16 protein-coding genes are annotated in these 16165 nt (G+C 62.3%); 4 read left to right on the top strand and 12 right to left on the bottom strand.

Annotated elements, in window-relative coordinates; all coding sequences use genetic code 11:
- The first annotated feature begins 45 nt into the window (after nt 1–45).
- A complete protein-coding gene (locus ABIB35_RS16275; protein WP_354182771.1) occupies nt 46–831 on the top strand; it encodes an alpha/beta hydrolase in 786 nt (261 codons plus the stop codon).
- Between the two features lies 1 nt (nt 832).
- Here the strand turns inward: ABIB35_RS16275 and ABIB35_RS16270 are convergent, their stop codons facing one another.
- Entirely contained in the window at nt 833–1414 is a 582-nt protein-coding gene (locus ABIB35_RS16270; RefSeq protein WP_354182770.1) for a TIGR03086 family metal-binding protein, read from the bottom strand.
- Between the two features lie 207 nt (nt 1415–1621).
- On the opposite strand from ABIB35_RS16270, the gene ABIB35_RS16265 reads away from it, so the two are divergent.
- Both ABIB35_RS16265 and ABIB35_RS16260 read left to right on the top strand, forming a co-directional pair.
- Complete coding sequence (locus ABIB35_RS16265; protein ID WP_354182769.1) at nt 1622–2260, top strand: TMEM175 family protein; 639 nt, start codon at nt 1622–1624, stop codon at nt 2258–2260.
- Nucleotides 2261–2270: 10 nt separating this feature from the next.
- Complete coding sequence (locus ABIB35_RS16260; RefSeq protein WP_354182768.1) at nt 2271–2930, top strand: alpha/beta hydrolase family protein; 660 nt, start codon at nt 2271–2273, stop codon at nt 2928–2930.
- Nucleotides 2931–3114: 184 nt separating this feature from the next.
- Here ABIB35_RS16260 and ABIB35_RS16255 read toward each other — a convergent pair whose 3' ends face one another.
- From ABIB35_RS16255 to ABIB35_RS16205, 11 genes are all read right to left on the bottom strand, one after another.
- Nucleotides 3115–3717: an antibiotic biosynthesis monooxygenase gene (locus ABIB35_RS16255; RefSeq protein WP_354182767.1), complete on the bottom strand. Its 603-nt coding sequence runs from the start codon at nt 3715–3717 to the stop codon at nt 3115–3117.
- 87 nt (nt 3718–3804) lie between these two features.
- Nucleotides 3805–5268: an aldehyde dehydrogenase (NADP(+)) gene (locus tag ABIB35_RS16250; RefSeq protein WP_354182766.1), complete on the bottom strand. Its 1464-nt coding sequence runs from the start codon at nt 5266–5268 to the stop codon at nt 3805–3807.
- Nucleotides 5265–6713: an FAD-dependent oxidoreductase gene (locus ABIB35_RS16245; RefSeq protein WP_354182765.1), complete on the bottom strand. Its 1449-nt coding sequence runs from the start codon at nt 6711–6713 to the stop codon at nt 5265–5267. Before ABIB35_RS16245 ends, ABIB35_RS16250 begins: the two co-directional genes overlap by 4 nt.
- Nucleotides 6710–7009 carry a (2Fe-2S)-binding protein gene (locus ABIB35_RS16240; RefSeq protein ID WP_354182764.1) on the bottom strand — a complete coding sequence of 100 codons (300 nt, stop codon included), beginning with the start codon at nt 7007–7009 and terminating at the stop codon, nt 6710–6712. Before ABIB35_RS16240 ends, ABIB35_RS16245 begins: the two co-directional genes overlap by 4 nt.
- A complete protein-coding gene (locus ABIB35_RS16235) occupies nt 7006–8214 on the bottom strand; it encodes an NAD(P)/FAD-dependent oxidoreductase (protein ID WP_354182763.1) in 1209 nt (402 codons plus the stop codon). The genes ABIB35_RS16240 and ABIB35_RS16235 overlap by 4 nt, the downstream gene beginning before the upstream one ends.
- Nucleotides 8211–8924, bottom strand: coding sequence for a GntR family transcriptional regulator (locus tag ABIB35_RS16230; RefSeq protein ID WP_354182762.1), 714 nt, complete (start codon nt 8922–8924; stop codon nt 8211–8213). Before ABIB35_RS16230 ends, ABIB35_RS16235 begins: the two co-directional genes overlap by 4 nt.
- Nucleotides 8925–8936: 12 nt before the next feature.
- On the bottom strand, nt 8937–9899 hold the full coding sequence (locus ABIB35_RS16225) for an ornithine cyclodeaminase family protein (protein WP_354182823.1): 963 nt from the start codon (nt 9897–9899) through the stop codon (nt 8937–8939).
- Between the two features lie 5 nt (nt 9900–9904).
- Nucleotides 9905–10906, bottom strand: a complete 1002-nt coding sequence (locus tag ABIB35_RS16220) for a proline racemase family protein (protein ID WP_354182761.1) — start codon at nt 10904–10906, stop codon at nt 9905–9907.
- A 72-nt stretch (nt 10907–10978) separates the two neighbouring features.
- Complete coding sequence (locus ABIB35_RS16215) at nt 10979–11884, bottom strand: dihydrodipicolinate synthase family protein (RefSeq protein WP_354182760.1); 906 nt, start codon at nt 11882–11884, stop codon at nt 10979–10981.
- 107 nt (nt 11885–11991) lie between these two features.
- Complete coding sequence (locus ABIB35_RS16210) at nt 11992–13446, bottom strand: alanine/glycine:cation symporter family protein (protein ID WP_354182759.1); 1455 nt, start codon at nt 13444–13446, stop codon at nt 11992–11994.
- 229 nt (nt 13447–13675) lie between these two features.
- On the bottom strand, nt 13676–14032 hold the full coding sequence (locus tag ABIB35_RS16205; RefSeq protein ID WP_354182758.1) for a DUF4440 domain-containing protein: 357 nt from the start codon (nt 14030–14032) through the stop codon (nt 13676–13678).
- Between the two features lie 144 nt (nt 14033–14176).
- Here ABIB35_RS16205 and ABIB35_RS16200 point away from each other — a divergent pair, with 144 nt between their 5' ends.
- Nucleotides 14177–15979, top strand: a complete 1803-nt coding sequence (locus tag ABIB35_RS16200) for a flavin-containing monooxygenase (protein WP_354182757.1) — start codon at nt 14177–14179, stop codon at nt 15977–15979.
- The last annotated feature ends 186 nt before the right edge of the window (nt 15980–16165 follow it).

The following is a 16165-nucleotide window of genomic DNA, read 5'->3' as shown; positions in this document are numbered from 1 at the left end:
TTGCGCTGCCAGGGAGCTGTGCCCGCAGGAGGAAACGTGACAGGGATGTCTCCGCGAAGATTGGTCTCGGCGCTGCTCCTGCTGGTTGCCGGAGCCTTCATCCCGGGATGTCGCCCGCTCCGCCCCACTGACGGCGGAACGCGTGCCGCCCTTCTCTCCGCCCGTCCGGATAGTTCCGCCCGTCCGGATATTTCCCTCCGCACCCGCACTTCCGCAAGGCCGGCGTCAACCCCGGCGCTCGATGGGGAGGCTCTGTTCCGCATCCCCGCATTTACTCAGGGGTCCCCGGAACCATCCGGGCGCCTACCGCTGCTGGTGGTCCTGCACGGCGACGGCTCGGACGCCGCCGGGGGAATGTCCCTGCTGGCGCCGCTTGCGGATGAATACGGCGTGGTGCTCCTGGCGCCGTCCTCCCGCTCAGGAACCTGGGATGCCATCCGCGGCGGGTACGAGGCGGATGTGCTCCACATCAATACCGCCCTTGAGGAGACCTTTGCCGCCGTGCGCATCGATCCCGGGCGGATCAGCGTCGCAGGGTTCTCCGACGGCGCGTCCTACGCCCTGGGTCTGGGCCTGGCCAACGGAGACCTATTCACCCGGATCATTGCCTTTTCCCCGGGGTTCATTCCGGGCGGGCCGCGGCGGGGTTCCCCGGCCTTCTTCATTTCCCACGGCACGTGCGACGATGTCCTGCCCCTCCACGTGACAGCACGGAAGATTGCTCCGGCACTGGAACGCGACGGGTACCCGGTGACCCATCGGGAGTTCGACGGCGGCCACACCGTTCCGCTGCACATTGCCCGGGAGGCACTGGCCTGGCTGGGCTGGTAGCTCAGATCGCGGGAACCCAGGCCGGGTCCCGGCCGGTCAGTCCCACCAACCGGTCCAGCGGGGAGGCCGAGTCATCCACCGGAACAACCGGGCCAAAGATTTCCGGACTCCGCGGCTGTTCGCCCAGGAATTCCACGCAGGCCTGCACGGCCCGCAGGTCAGGGTTGTACCGCTGTCCGGTGGAGCGCGCCAGATCCCAGCCGTGCACAATAATTTCGTCAAGGGCAAACATGCCGGCAGCCACCGCATCGAGCGGAACCCGGCCTGCCACAGTCTCCCCCTCCCACGCCGCTGGATCCGCCCAGGCACCGGCCAGCGCCGTGAGCTGATTGGGGATACGCTCCCGCCAGCCCTCAGCCAGGTTCCCGGCATCCGCCGGGGGCGCTTCCGCGGCTCCCGGCGGGAGCGCACTCTTGTGGGCGGACAGCTGGAATTCCAGGGACAAGCCATCAATATGCTCCAGGAGGTCACCCACGGTGTACTCGGGCGACGGCGTGGGCCAGCTCAGCTGATCGTCCCGGATGCCGGCGATCACCGCACTGGCGTCCCGGGCTGCATGGTGGAAATCGACTGGAGCACGCATAGTTCCTCCTCGCGGAAAACGCATCTGCCTGCGCTACCGGGTGTTTTTGCTGCCGGATTTCCCCCTTTCCAAAACGGTAGCAATGCGGGCTCCCGGCTGTAAGGGTGATTCCTTCGCCCGTTCTCCAGCCGGCTTCTTTCGGCGCGACGTCGGCCGGGGCTAGGATGGCGGCACCGATGTCCCGGGTACTGCGGAAGACGGTGGGCCATGCCCCAGAAGCCAGTGGAATCCGGGGCCGGAGCCGCGGGAATTTCCCGGCTGATCAGCTTCATTGACGCCGTGGTGGCCATTGCCATGACCCTGTTGATCCTGCCGCTGGTGAACGACGCCACGGGAATCGGCGATCAATCCCCCGGAGACCTACTGGCGGGCAACGCGTTTGACCTGTTCGCCTTTGTCCTGAGTTTTGTGGTGATTTTCCGGTTCTGGCTTGCCCACCACCGAATGTATCTGGGGGTTGCCGGCTACACGCCGGGGCTGGTGCTGGCCAACCTCGTGTGGCTGCTGTGCCTGGTCTTCCTCCCCTTTCCCACCCAGCTGCTGGATGCCGACACCCAGCATGACGCCGTGACCAACGGCCTGTACATCGCGACCATGGTGGCGGCCAGCACCTCCGCTATGGTCCAGCAACTGATCATTAACCGCACCCCAGCGATCCGGGCTCCGGGGTTTAGCCGGAAGCCCATCCTCGGCCCGGCAGCAGCCGCTTCACTGATGCTCGCGGCATGGGCGGTTGCCGTCCTGGCCCCGGACGTGGGCCTCTGGTCCCTCCTGCTGCTCTTCCTGCAGGCTCCGGTGCAGCGGCTGGCCCGGAGACTGACCCCGCGGGTGGCGGGCGCCGCGTAAATTGGACCACATGCCAGTTCAGTCTGAAGATCTCACCATCGCGGTTGGCTCGGGACAAGTCAGCGCCGTCTACGCACAGCCCGCCGATCCGTGGGCGTCCATGGTCGTGGCGCACGGCGCCGGGTCCGGAATGGAGCACCCCTTCCTCACTGGGTTCACCGATGCCCTGAATGCCGGCGGCGTGGCCACGCTGCGCTTCAATTTCCCCTACCGGGAGGCCGGCAAGAAATTCCCGGACCGGTCTCCCGCCGCCATCGAGACGTGGCGCGCGGTGATGTCCGCAGCGGAGGGGCGTGCCGGCGGCGGACCCGTATGGGCGTGCGGGAAGTCCTTTGGCGGCCGGATGGCATCCATGGCCGTGGCCGAGGGGATGCAAACGGCGGGACTGGTGTTTTTGGGCTACCCGCTGCATCCGCCGGGCAAACCCGAGAAGCTGCGCGACGAGCACCTCTACGGGCTGGCCCTGCCGATGCTGTTCCTGCAGGGCACCCGGGATCCCTTCGCACTGCCGGGCGAACTGGAACCGGTGGCGGAGCGGATCGGGCGGGGCGCCGTCGTCGAACGGGTTGAGGGCGCCAACCACATGTTCGAGGTGCGCGGCAACAAGCGCCCGCAGGAGCAGATCGGGGCCGGTCTGGCGGGATACGTCACGGATTTCCTACGCGGCTGAGCCCGTTGGCCCCGTGCGCGTCCGCAGCCCGCAGCCTGATGCCCCAGCCTCCAGCCCGCACGGATTCCCACTCTGTGAGCACGCCTGAGGCGGCTGTGACCACATGGATAACACCAGCCCCAAAGACTGGGAACGCGTGCCATGAGGGGCAGCGCAGCCGGGCCGGCGCCGTCGTGCGGTGAGGTCAGGTACGCCGGCGCTGAAGCCAGGGCTGGAGCAGGCCGGTGACCCAGGGCAGCACCCAGTACGCCATGATCGGCGTCAGGATTGCGGTGGTGATGAACACGCGCAGCGGCATCAGCAGCGAGTCCCACCACTGCGGCAGCAGCAGGCCCACGAGCGCGGTGAACACCAGGTTCACCGGGAAGAAGCCCAGCCAGATCGCCACGGCCTGTTTCCACCGCGGCGGTTTGACGGGCGTTTCGAGATCAGTGGTGGCCGACGGCGCGTCAAACCAACCTTCAATGCCGGTGCGGCGCAGGACGTGGCGGTCCTCCACCATGTCGCGGCCCCGTTCCAGCCAGGTCTGGCGGGGTTCGGAGTGCTCCCAGGCGTCCAGCGACGCCTCGTCGGCAAAGCGGTACAGCATGTGCCATTCATCGGAGTCGGCGGCGGCCCGGACCCATCCGGAGCCAAGGAAACCGGGCCAGCTATTGGCGAGATTTACCCCTTCCTGGACCCAGTGGGTGGCCTCGGACACGCGGAGGGGATCGACCCGCCGGGTGATGGAGACCGTCACCGCTCCCGGCCCGGTGGCCGGAAGGGTGTCAGTGTGCAGTGATGTCATGCCTTCAAGTATCCGGGGCGGATGTCGACGGTGGCGAATCGGGTGATGCTGGTGTTCGCCCGCTTGTTGCGGGCGAACACCAGCGTCTCAGCGCTTGCCGTCGACCATCCGGGCCACACTCAGCGGATTGGATTCTTGAAGTGCAACCGGCAGCAGATGGTCGGGGAAGCCCTGATAGGCCACAGGGCGCAGGAAACGGTTGATGGCGGCCGTGCCCACTGATGTGCTCCCGGATGCAGTGGTGGCCGGGTAAGGACCGCCATGCTGCTGGGCATAGGTGACGGAGACTCCGGTGGGCCACTCATTCCACAAGACACGGCCAGCCTTACGGGCCAAGATCCGAAGCAGACTAGCAACCTCGCACTCATCGGTTCCATGTATCGTTGCCGTCAACTGGCCTTCAAAGCTCTCGGCGAGTGCGTCCAGCTGAGATTCGTCATCATATTCAACAACCACGGCCGAGGGGCCGAAACACTCCGCCTGAAGCGCCCGCGGATCGCTCAGCATTGCTGCCGCTGTGGTCAGCAGTAGTGTCGGCGAGGGCGGGTCCGCCAGCGGGTCCGTGCCCTGTGCAAGGACTTGAATTCCAGGGTTGGCATTGAGCGTCTGCAGTACTTCTACATAACCGGCTTGAATCCGTGGATTCAGTAGCGGCGAAGGACCTGGCAGTGCCGTTCCGCGGAGGGCTTCCACAATGTCTGATCCCTTCGGCACTACCAGGGTTCCCGGCTTTGTGCAGAACTGACCGGAGCCCATAGTGAAGGAGGCAACAAAATCACTGGCGATGTCCGATCCGCGTTCGGCTGCAGCAGCTGAAGTGACAAAGACCGGGTTGTTGCTGCCCAACTCCCCGAAGAACGGGATCGGTTCTGGACGGGCGGAGGCTATGTCGAACAATGCACGTCCTCCGGGGATCGAGCCGGTAAAAGCGCCGGCCTTGATTCGTGGGTCACGCAGAGCGTCGGCGCCAGCCTGCGTTCCGTAAACGACCGCAAATGTCCCTTCCGGCGCTCCGGCATCCCGCAGGGCCGCGCTGAGAATCCGGGCCGTACGGGTGGAAAGCTCGGGGTGGCCCGAATGCACCTTTAGGACCACCGGGTTGCCCCCGGCAAGTGCCGAAGCAGTATCTCCACCGGCAACCGAAAATGCGAAAGGGAAGTTACTGGCGGCAAACACCACCACCGGCCCCAGCGGTTCCATCCAGCGCCGTAGGTCCGGGCGCGGGGCCCCCATGGGCCAGGCTTGGTCTGCATGATCGATGCGGACATCCAGATAGCCGCCGTCGCGCAAAACCTCAGCAAAGAGACGCAACTGGAATGTTGTCCGCTTCAGCTCACCGCTGAGCCGCCCCTCGGCCAAACGGGACTCCCGCTGGGCCACAGGAATAAGTTCTGACGCTGCATTGTCCAAAGCATTGGCGGCTGCTTCCAGTAGCAACGCACGTTCAGCGGGCAGGTAGGATCCCAGCGCTGCTGCTGCTGCAGCAGCAGAAGTAAGGATTTCTTCAAGTTCCAGGGCGGTTGTCCCGGAAATTTGAGTCTCCGTTGTCATGCCGGCTCCGTTCTGTTTGGGGGTGTGGTCTCTTCAAATTCCAACGCAGCTAGATCCCCGACGGTCACGGGGGCAGCGAACTGGCGTTTTGCGACGGACCTCAGCGAGGCCGCGCCCGGCTCATTGCCCTTCGCGCCGGTCAGGCAGGAGGCTGCAAATCCGCAGACCCGCCCCTGACACCAGCCCATGCCGGTGCGGGTCAGCATTTTGAGGCTGCGGGCGTCTTCGGCGCCAAGGGTGTCCCTGGCCTCCTTAACCGATGCAAAAGGCACTTCTTCACAGCGGCAGATGGTGGTGTCCGGCTTGAGCCACCCTTCCCAGGCTTCCGGAACCGGATGTGCCAGATGCATTGCTTCAGCGAACCGGCGGTAGTTTCGCCGCTTCCTCCGAGAGGATGCTGTAGGCACATATGCTTGGTCGGCAGCTGAGGTCCCCGCCACGGTTCCCTCAAGGACTGCCAGTGATGCACCTCCCACACCGGTGATTTCGCCGGCAAGGTAAAGACCCGGAACCGTTGACTCCTGCTTGTCATCCACGACGCAGATCAGTGAGCCGTCGATATCCACACGGGTCTTCGTCCCCAGGGCTAGGGGGAGCTCCAGCTGCGGTGTGAAACCCCAGCCGAAACCCACGCAGTCGACTTCCACGGTCCTTTCAGTGCCCGCCTGAACCCGCCCCTCTGTGTTGACCCGTGCCGTCCGGACAGCCTCGACGCGACCATCGCCCAGAACCTCCGTAATTACGGTCCGGATACGGTAGGGGACGCGGTACTTGGCAAAGGTGAACGCGTATTCGGCTCCCTCCGCCGCTTTCTCCGGTACCCGCGCAGCTGCAGCCAAATGTGGTGCCCATCCGCGAAGATTCGACGACTCATAAACGGCCGCGACGGTGCCACCGGCTTGGGCAACTCCCGCTGCCACGGACAACAGGAAAGGTCCTGTTCCAGCAATGGCAAACCGTTTGCCCGGAAGAATTCCATTGCCTTTGATAAACCCTTGTATGCCGCCGGCAGCCATAACGCCGGGAAGGTCCCAGCCGGGAACAGGCAGATGACGGTCATATGCACCTGTGCACAGGATGAGCCGTGAAGCCTTGATCCTGAGCCTCTGACCGCATCCGGCGGATGCCGAAGCATGCAGCCGGAAACCGCCATCGATCTTTTCTGCCGCCCAAACCTGTTGCCCGGGCAGATACCTGATCGCCCCGGAATCGATCAAGGCATCAAAGCGGCGACGGAGCCCGGTGTAGTGATTCCAGCCGTGATGACCGCGGCCATCAGGAACGGTACGGGCCGTCTCAGCACCATGGCGCCAATACTGGCCGCCGGGCTGCGCTGCGGTATCCACTACGGCGACGCTCGCTCCGAGTTCGGCCGCGGCGACGGCTGCAGCCAATCCGGCCGGTCCGGCACCCACAACGCAGATTTCTGCCTGAAAGCTACTCATGCCCGGTTCCGATTCCCTGTGGAGCTGCTGACCTGCATGCCGTCCGCCGCTTCTACTAGGCAAGCACGCTGGTTGGGCATTCCGTCCACGCTTACGAGACAGTCGAAACACACCCCAATGCCGCAGAACAGTCCGCGTGGGCGTCCCTCATGTCTGGTTTCGCGCCAGGATTGGATGCCGTTGGCGACCAACGCGGCGCCAACGGTTTGGCCTGGAGCAAAAGGAATCTGCCTGCCGTTGAAAACAGCAGCGGGATCCTGTTGGCCCGAGGTGTTGCCGGAACGCTGGGTATTCATGATCGGGCCTCCTGGGTCCCTGCAACGGATATGTTGGTATGGCCGGCTACGGTACCCGTCCTGGGGTAACCAAATCTTGCCGGGGCAAAAGGGCCCAGAGACATTCCGGTTGCTTCGCCTGCCAGAGCTTGTGCAAGCAGCTTCCCGCTGCCGGCCGAGAGGCCTATTCCCGCGCCTTCATGGCCCGCAGCGTGCCAGAGGCCAGGGGCGCGGTCGTCGTGCCCCAACACCGGCAGGTGATCAGGGCAGTAAGGGCGGAAACCATGGTAATGGCGAATCACTGAAACGTCGCTGAGGAAAGGGAACAGCGCAGCAGCATTCACAGCCATCTGCCGGAGCGCTGGCAGGCTGACCGAGCGGTCAAATCCGACCCGTTCACGGGAAGATCCGATAAGTACCGTTCCGCTTGGGGTTCCCTCCACCACCGGTGAGGATTGCAGCCCAGCATCGGAGCTGCCGACGTTGTCAATGTACTCAGCCGCATAAACCTTATGGTGGATCATGGGAGGTAGCGGCTCGGTGACCATGACGAAGCCGCGACGGGGCAGGACGGGGACGCTTACTCCGGCAAGGGCAGCCACTTCACCTGCCCAGATCCCGGTGCAGTTCACGACGTCCGGGGCGGAGAAATCTCCCCGGTTAGTGCGAACACCAATGACCGTCTGACCTCGGCGGAGAAAATCCGTCACTTTGGTGAACGGGATAACAGCAGCTCCCAGCGCGACTGCGAGGCGCAACAGGTGCGCCGTTGCCAACATGGGCTGGACCTGACAGTCCTCCGGATAGCTCGCTGCTCCCAACGCATCCGGGGAGATGTTCGGCTCGAGATGGCGGAGCTGATCGGCGTCCAGAGGATCCACAGCAACCCCGAAACCAGCTTGGGCGGCCATAACACGCTGCAAAGAAACCAAACTGCTCTCCCGGGAGGCGACAATAATGCCACCCTTGGCTTCGAACTCCCACAGATCCCTGAACTCCCCGAGGTCATTGTGCCAGGTTTCCAGCGAGTATCGCGTTAGTGCGAGCTCGGGGCCCAGCTCTTTGTCGGAGACGAGAATGTTGCCCTCGCAGGCAGACGAAGTCCCACTGCCGGGGATCCCCTGTTCAAGCACCGTGACCTTCAAACCCTTGGCCGCACAGAAGTACGCCGTCGCGGCGCCGACGATACCGGCGCCCATGACGATGACGTCCGCCGTTCGAGTCATTGTGAGCTTCCTTCCGAAGGTCTGACCGTGCTGAGCTGGTTGCCTTCTGCCCACAATCCCCGAGCATGTCCGATGTGCCGGCGCATCAGCTCGTAGCTGCCTCCTTCGTCACCGCGTTCCATGAGATCGAGGAGTTCGTGGTGTTCCATGGCGGATCCGGCCAACTGGTCGGTCTCGTTCAGGGATTTGAGCCCGTACATACGCGTGCGAGTCCGTAGGCTGGTGGCCAGCTCGACCAGCTGGCGGTTCCCTTGGAAGGACAACAGGCGTGCGTGGAAGTCCCGATCCGCTGCGAGGTATCCGGCCAAGTCCCGGTCGGCAGCTGCCTGCACAATCCTGTCCGCGTGGATCCGCAGTTCGGTAAACCCATTTTGGGGCAGGTGCCCAACCAGTTGGCAAATGACCGGTGGTTCTATCAGGAGTCTAATCTCCGTGATTTCGTCCAGCTCACGATCTGACATGCTGGTTATTCTGAAGCCTTTATTCTTCACGGCCTCCACAAGTCCTTCACGTGCCAGATCCATCATGGCTTCCCGCACAGGAGTGGCGGAAACGCCCAGCGCCGTTCCTAGGACCGGAGCTGAGTAGATCTCCCCTTCCACCAAGTCACCAGCCACGATTGCCGTGCGCAGCGATTCCGTTACGCCTTCACGGAGGCTAGGCTGCTGCCGGAGAGGGGAGATGGGGAGTTTTTCGGCGGGAGTCATCATGGAGTATCTCTCCTAGTTCTGGATAAGGTCATGCCTTAAGGCACCTTCCTCTTCATACACCACACCCGCCAGCACCAAGTCTTCCCAGGCCATGCCCACGCCGGTGTAGAGGCAGGGTCTGCCCGGCTGGCGCACGAGTGTTCCGAGGACAACTTCCTGTAGGTTGAGCGGCCTGATCAGCCCCCATTCTGCTTCACTGCGGGCGGAAAGCAGGTTGCCGTTTTCTCGCATGGCTGATGCGCGGCCTTCGACGACGACATCGCTTCTCAAGACAAGATCCGCGTCCACTTCCCGGGCATCAGCGCCGTGAGATCCAACTGCTGCGACTATGCAACCGGGCTTGACCGCTGCCCCCGAGAACAGAGGGACCGGGGACGTCGTAGTACACAGAATGATGTCAGCAGTGGTGACGTGGTCCGGAGATCCAGCCGCAGCCGTGATTCCGATGGCTTGACATTCCGTGACGAGAGATCGGGTCCGATCAGGATTTCGGCCCACAATGAAAACCGACGCTCCGGGAAACAAGGAAGCTGCAGCACTTATATGGTTTCGAGCCTGAATGCCAGCCCCGAAAACCACAATTGTGGGATTGACTGGAAGACGGTCCGATGCCGGCGCCGCAAGTGCCGCATGTTTGACAGCGAGGAGCGTGACGGCTGCTGTCCGAACGGAGGTCAGCTCAGTGCCGTCCAGTACTGCCAAAGGAGTTGACGTGACTGAGTCAAACACCAGATACAACCCCTGAATTTTCTCAAGCCCCCGCTCCGGGTTTCCAGGAGCCACCGTCAGCACCTTCACCCCGCTGTAGGCATTCCCAGTTGCGGGCATGATGAGAAATTCTCCGGCTGGGGCCGGGCTGAACAGGCGCGGTGAATCGTCCTCAGGATCAACTGTTGAGCTGAGCGCCTCTTCTAGGGAGGATATAGCCGTTGCCCAAGGCAGGGAACGACGGACCGTCTTGGCGTCGCAGCGCATCAGGCTCACAGCAAAAATCCTTCCGGAAAGGGGTCGGATGGGTCTAAGAAATACTGGGCAGTTCCGGTTATCCAGGCGCTTCCGGTAACTGTCGGAATAACTGCCAGCTGACCGCCGATGGTGGTCTCCTCCACCAAGCGGCCGGTGAACTGCGAACCAATGTACGACTCATTAATAAAGTCGGTGTTCAGCGCAAGCTGTCCCCGGGCATGAAGTTGGGCCATTCTGGCGCTCGTGCCCGTTCCGCACGGGGACCGGTCGAACCATCCCGGATGGATGGCCATCGCGTGTTGCGAGTGCAACGCAGTTGATCCGGGAGCCTTCAGATAAACGTGGTGGCATCCCCGGATGTCATCGCGTTCCCGGTGGACCGGTTCGCCGACCGCATTGATGGCCTCCATGATGTGAAGTCCCGCGTCAAGGAGATCGTCCTTCCGCGCCCGTTCAAATGGAAGGCCTAGCTGTTCAAGCTCGACGATCGCATAGAAGTTGCCACCAAATGCCAGGTCATAATCCACGCGCCCAAATCCGGGCACCTCAACAAATGCGTCTAGTTTGTCAACATATGAGGGGACATTTCTGATGGTCACCGCCTCCGCACGTCCGTCCTTGACCGCAACGTCTGCGATGACAAGACCGGCGGGGGTGTCCAAGCGGACCCGGGTCACAGGCTCAAGAACTTCGACCATTCCAGTTTCAACCAGGACCGTTGCGACGCCGATTGTGCCATGCCCACACATCGGCAGCAGACCGGACACCTCAATGAATAGAACTCCAAAGTCCGCATCCTGGCGCGTACTCGGCTGGAGGATAGCCCCGCTCATCGACGCATGGCCACGGGGTTCCGTCATCAGGAGTGTCCTGATCCAGTCGCTGTTTTCCATGAACCATAACCGCCGTTCGGCCATCGTGGCGCCGGGAATTGTTCCGACACCACCCGTAATCACCCGAGTAGGCATGCCCGCGGTGTGGGAATCGACGGAGTGAAAAATGCGACTGGTCCTCATGCTTTACTCTCCTACTGTTCGATACCTGCCGGAGCCGATAGCTCCGGCAGGCATTACCCCAAGGGTGGTTGGTTACTTGTAGCCCTTGGCGAGGGCTGCTTCCGTGTCCCGGACTACCGAAGCATGAACGGCACCTGTGAGAGCCCCGCGCGGCGGACGGCAGGCGCCACCGCGGCGCCCGGCAATATCCATGGAGAGCTTGATGGACTGGACAAATTCAGTCTTGGAATCCCAACGGAGTAGGGAATGCAAGTCACGGTAAATCTCGCGGGCGCGACCGAGATCGTCAAGGTTCCCGGAGGTTGAGAGACGGTAGAGCTCCACCGTCGACTGCGGGATGGCGTTGGGGTATCCCGCCACCCAGCCAACGGCGCCTGCCACTCCCATTTCCAGAACCGTGTCATCTGTGCCAATCAGCAGGTCCATCTCCGGGGCGAGCTCCTTGATCTCATAGGCTCGACGGACGTCACCCGTGAATTCCTTGACACCGACAATAAAGCCCTCCTGATGGAGCCGAGCTATCAGGGCGGGAGTGAGGTCCACTTTTGTGTCGATTGGGTTGTTGTAGGCCACGATCGGCAGTCCGGCCTTGGCGGCCAGCCGGTAGTGGTCAACAACTTCGTCGTCGGTGGCGCGGTAAGCGTTCGGGGGCAAGAGCATCAGAGCCGCCGCGCCCGCTTCAGAAGCCTGCTCGGCCCACCTCTGGGACTGCAGTCCGCCGTAAGCTCCCACGCCGGCCATCACCGTGAATCCCTCTGGGGATGCTTCGACGGCAGTTCGAATAACCCGGGCGCGTTCTTCTTCGCTCAAGGTCTGGTATTCACCAAGCGATCCGTTGGGCGCAACTCCGTCGCAGCCGTTGTCAGCGAGAAAGCGAACATGTTCGGCAAAAGCGTCATAATCGACGCTCAGATCTTCGTTGAAGGGCAGTGCTGTTGCAACCAGGACACCATGCCAGGGCTTGCGGATCTCGCTCACGATTTTCCTTTCGAAGGGGATTTCAGGGGGTGCATTTGGAAGTTGTCCTCCCGAGGCCCCCCGACAGTACCATGTAACATTGCACTGTTGGAAGACCCGTCAGACACTCAATCGAGATTGACGGTTTCCCGCTTGGCGGCCTTGCGCTCAACCCAGTAATCGGCGCCGCGAATGCCCAGCGCTTCGGGGTCAAAGTCGGGGTTCATGCCGGACTTGCGCTGCGAGTCATAGTCTTTGGTTACTTTCCGGACGACTCCGGCTAGGCACAAGAGGACGATCATATTGATCCACCCCAAGGAACCGTAACCGATGTCGCCGATCGTCCACATAACGTCCGCAGACTCCACAGCCCCATAGAAGGTAATGGCCAGCATCCCAGCCTTCAGCACCCTCTCCAGCACCACATTCTCATCCTTACCCGTGAGATAAACGAGGTTGGTCTTGGCAATGTAGAAAAAGGCAATCAGCGTGGTGAAGGCGAAGAAGAAAAGAGCTACGGCCACGAAGCCTGCACCTACGCCAGGCATGATGGTGTCGATGGCCGCCTGAGTGTAGGCGGGGCCAGCAGAGAGACTCGGGGCATTGTTTACCAGGACGGTGCCATCAGGGGCGGTCACATTGTAGGAGCCAGTCATGACGATCATGAGCCCGGTAGCCGAACAGACAACCACGGTGTCAATAAAGATGGAAAAAGCCTGAACGAGTCCCTGCTTTGTCGGATGAGAAACCGCTGCAGCGGCGGAAGCATAGGTACCTTCTCCAACGCCGGCAACATTGGAAAAGACTGCACGGCGAACACCCCAGGCGATCGCAGCTCCGGCAATGCCGCCGAAGATCTGATGTGTGCCGAATGCACTGGAGAGGATGAGCTCGAAGGTTGGAACGACCTTCTCCCAATTCAGGGCGATGATCACCATCGCTGCAACGACATACCCAACAGCCATAACAGGGACCAGCAGCTGTGCAGCACCCACGATGCGCTTCGTGCCGCCGACAATGACAAACCCCAGCACGATCGTCAGCAGGGTTGCTGTGATCCAGGAAGGAATACCAAAGGCACCCTCGGCACTGGAGGCAATATTGTTGGACTGGACGCCAGGGAAGAGCAGCCCATACCCAACCATGGTGATGACAGCCACGGCCGCCGCCAGCCACTTGATGCGGAGTCCGTATTGGATATAGAAAGGAATTCCACCACGGTGCTCGCCGTTGATCTTGCGCTTGAATACCTGCGCAAGAACGGTTTCTGCATAAGAGCTTGCAGCACCGAGCAGTGCGCAGAGGACCATCCAGAACAAGGCCCCCGGGCCGCCGGCGGCAATGGCAGTGCCGACACCGGCAATGTTTCCTACACCAACCCGGCTGGCGATAGTCAGCAAGAGCGCCTGGACGGGTGAAATCCCATCCTCGGAATCCTTCGGACGCGCGATTTCCCTGAACGTATCAGCCAACCGGCGGAACTGTATTGCGCCGGTTAGGATCGTAAAAAACAGGCCAACGGCAAGGGCGAAGTAGGCCATGGGATTCCAGATGTTGTCACTTATCGCCACGAGAGTATCCATAGGGATCCTTCATCATTGGGCGCACTGCATGGACAAATGGGAGGCAGCGCGCGCTCGGAGCCGGACCACGGAATGTGGTCTCAGTCACATCACATGTGAAATGTTACATAGCACCAAGGGCCTTGCATAGAGATTTCCGGAGCATTTCTGGGCGCTACAGTTGTGTACTCATGGATGCCGGAACTGAACACCGAGGCCCCTAGCCTGTCGGCAGCCGGTTCAGCACCGCTCAGTACGGTGTGTGCTGGTGCAGGGCGAGTTTCCACTCACCGTTTTCCTTGGCATAAACGCTGCTCAGCAATGCGGTGTACGGGGTGCCGGCCCGGTCGGCCCTCACCTTGTAGGTGAGGAGGCCGACGTCGGGCCCCGGATAGGACTCCTGCGGTTCAATGATTTCAAAGGCGGACCATGCCGGACCTCCCATGGAGTCTATGATCTGCTGACGGTCGGTGATCCGCAGGCCGCCGGTCAGCAGTATCACCGGCTCCTGCGCCAGTACCCGCGCGTAGAACGCGGTGGCTTCCGCCGGCCCGGTGGACAGGGCGTGCCAGCCCTCGGTTTCCAGTGCCACAAGTTCGTTTTCCATGATCCGGGAGCGTATAGACCCGTAGCACCGCGGGCAACAGAGCGGCCGTTTGCTGGCTTCCCTACCGCTCTGAAAGCCGAAAGTGTTTACTGGAGCTCCGCGACTCAGGATTTGGTTGCGCCCCGGAGCCACAAGGGAGTGGATATGACCGACAGTTCACAGGCACAGCTGGACCAATCAGTTCAGGGCTGGCTGACCAACCTCGAAACGGCGCTCGCCGGCCGCAATGCCGAAGCGGCGGCTGAACTGTTTGAGGAAGACGGGCTCTGGCGGGATTTTGTCTCCTTCACCTGGAACCTGAAGACCCTCGAGGGTCGGCAGCAGATCGTCGACATGCTGGACGCCGTCCTCGATAACGTGCAGCCCTCCGGCTGGACGCTGGCGGAGCCTGCCACCGGCGACGCCGAGGCAGCCGAAGCCTGGATCACGTTCGAAACCGCCGCCTCACGCGGCTGGGGCCACCTGCGGCTGCGCAACGGAAAGGCCTGGACCCTGCTGACCACCATGCAGGAACTCAAAGGGCATGAGGAGCAAAAGGGCGCCAACCGGCGCAAGGGAGTGGAGCACACCATTGAACGCGGCCGGAAATCCTGGCTCGAGGAAAAGCAGGCTCACCAGGACCGGCTCGGCTACGAAGAACAGCCCTATGCCGTGATCGTGGGCGGAGGCCAGGGCGGAATCGGGCTCGCCGCACGGCTGCGCCAACTGAACGTCCCCACCCTCGTGATTGAACGGAACGAGAAGGCCGGCGACACCTGGCGCAAGCGCTACAAGTCCCTCGCCCTGCATGACCCGGTCTGGTATGACCACCTCCCCTACCTTAAATTCCCCGACAGCTGGCCGGTCTTTGCGCCCAAAGACAAGATCGGCGACTGGCTGGAGCATTACACCGCCCTCATGGAGCTGGATTACTGGTCCGGCACGGAGTGCCTGGGGGCGCAGTACGACGACGACGCGGGGGCCTGGGAGCTGAAAGTCCGGCGCGGCGGTGAGGATCTCACTCTGCATCCGCAGCAGCTGGTGTTCGCGCTGGGAGTTTCCGGATATCCCAACATTCCGGAGTTCGACGGCGCCAAAGCGTTCCTGGGCGAGCAGTACCATTCCTCGCAGTACCCCGGCGGCGGTGATCAAACCGGGAAGAAGGCGCTCATCATCGGCTCCAACAACTCCGCGCATGACATCGCCGCTGACCTCTGGGAGCACGGTGCCGACGTCACTATGCTGCAGCGCTCCTCCACCCATATTGTCCGAAGTGACTCACTGATGGAGTTCGCCCTGGGCGACCTGTATTCGGAGCGCGCGCTGGCAGCGGGAACCACCACCGAAAAAGCGGACATGCTCTTCGCCTCCCTCCCCTACCGGATCCTGCCGGACGCGCAGATCCCGATCTACGAAAAAATCGCAGAGCACGACGCCGAATTTTATGACCAGCTGCGTGCGGCCGGATTTGATCTGGACTTCGGCGAGGACGGCTCGGGTCTGTTCCTGAAGTATCTGCGGCGCGGTTCCGGCTATTACATCGACGTAGGCGCTTCCCAGCTGATTATCGACGGCCGGGTGAAGCTGAAGCAGGGCCAGGTTGCCAAGCTCACCGGGAGCGGAGTGGTGCTCGACGACGGCACCGAACTCGACGCCGACGTCATCATCTACGCCACCGGGTACGGCTCCATGAACAATTGGCTGGCCGACCTGATCTCACCGGAAGTCGCAGATCAGGTGGGCAAATGCTGGGGCTTCGGTTCCGGGACCACCAAGGACCCTGGGCCCTGGGAAGGGGAACTGCGCAACATGTGGAAACCCACCAACGTGGATAACCTCTGGATCCACGGCGGGAACCTCCATCAAAGCCGGCACTACTCCCTCTTCCTGGCGCTGCAGCTCAAGGCCCGACTGGAAGGGCTGCCCACCCCCGTTTACGGCTTGCAGCCCTCCCACCATTCCCGCTAGCCGGTACGCAGCCGCCAGGGTGTGGACCGGGCGGCAAGCCCCCCCGTTACCTTTTTCGTAGCCCTTTCCTGTTGCAGGATATGGGTGTGTTGGCCGGTCGGTTCCGGCATGGTTTTTGCCCCCAGTCATCCATGATCCGGGGGGTGTTGCCACCGGAACCGACTTGGCGGCCGGTGGATCGCTAAT

Source organism: Arthrobacter sp. UYP6, from assembly GCF_040547315.1.
In the GTDB taxonomy this organism is placed as follows: domain Bacteria; phylum Actinomycetota; class Actinomycetes; order Actinomycetales; family Micrococcaceae; genus Arthrobacter_B.
Note: the sequence above shows the minus strand (reverse complement) of the source record. Positions and strands in the feature narration are given on the sequence as shown.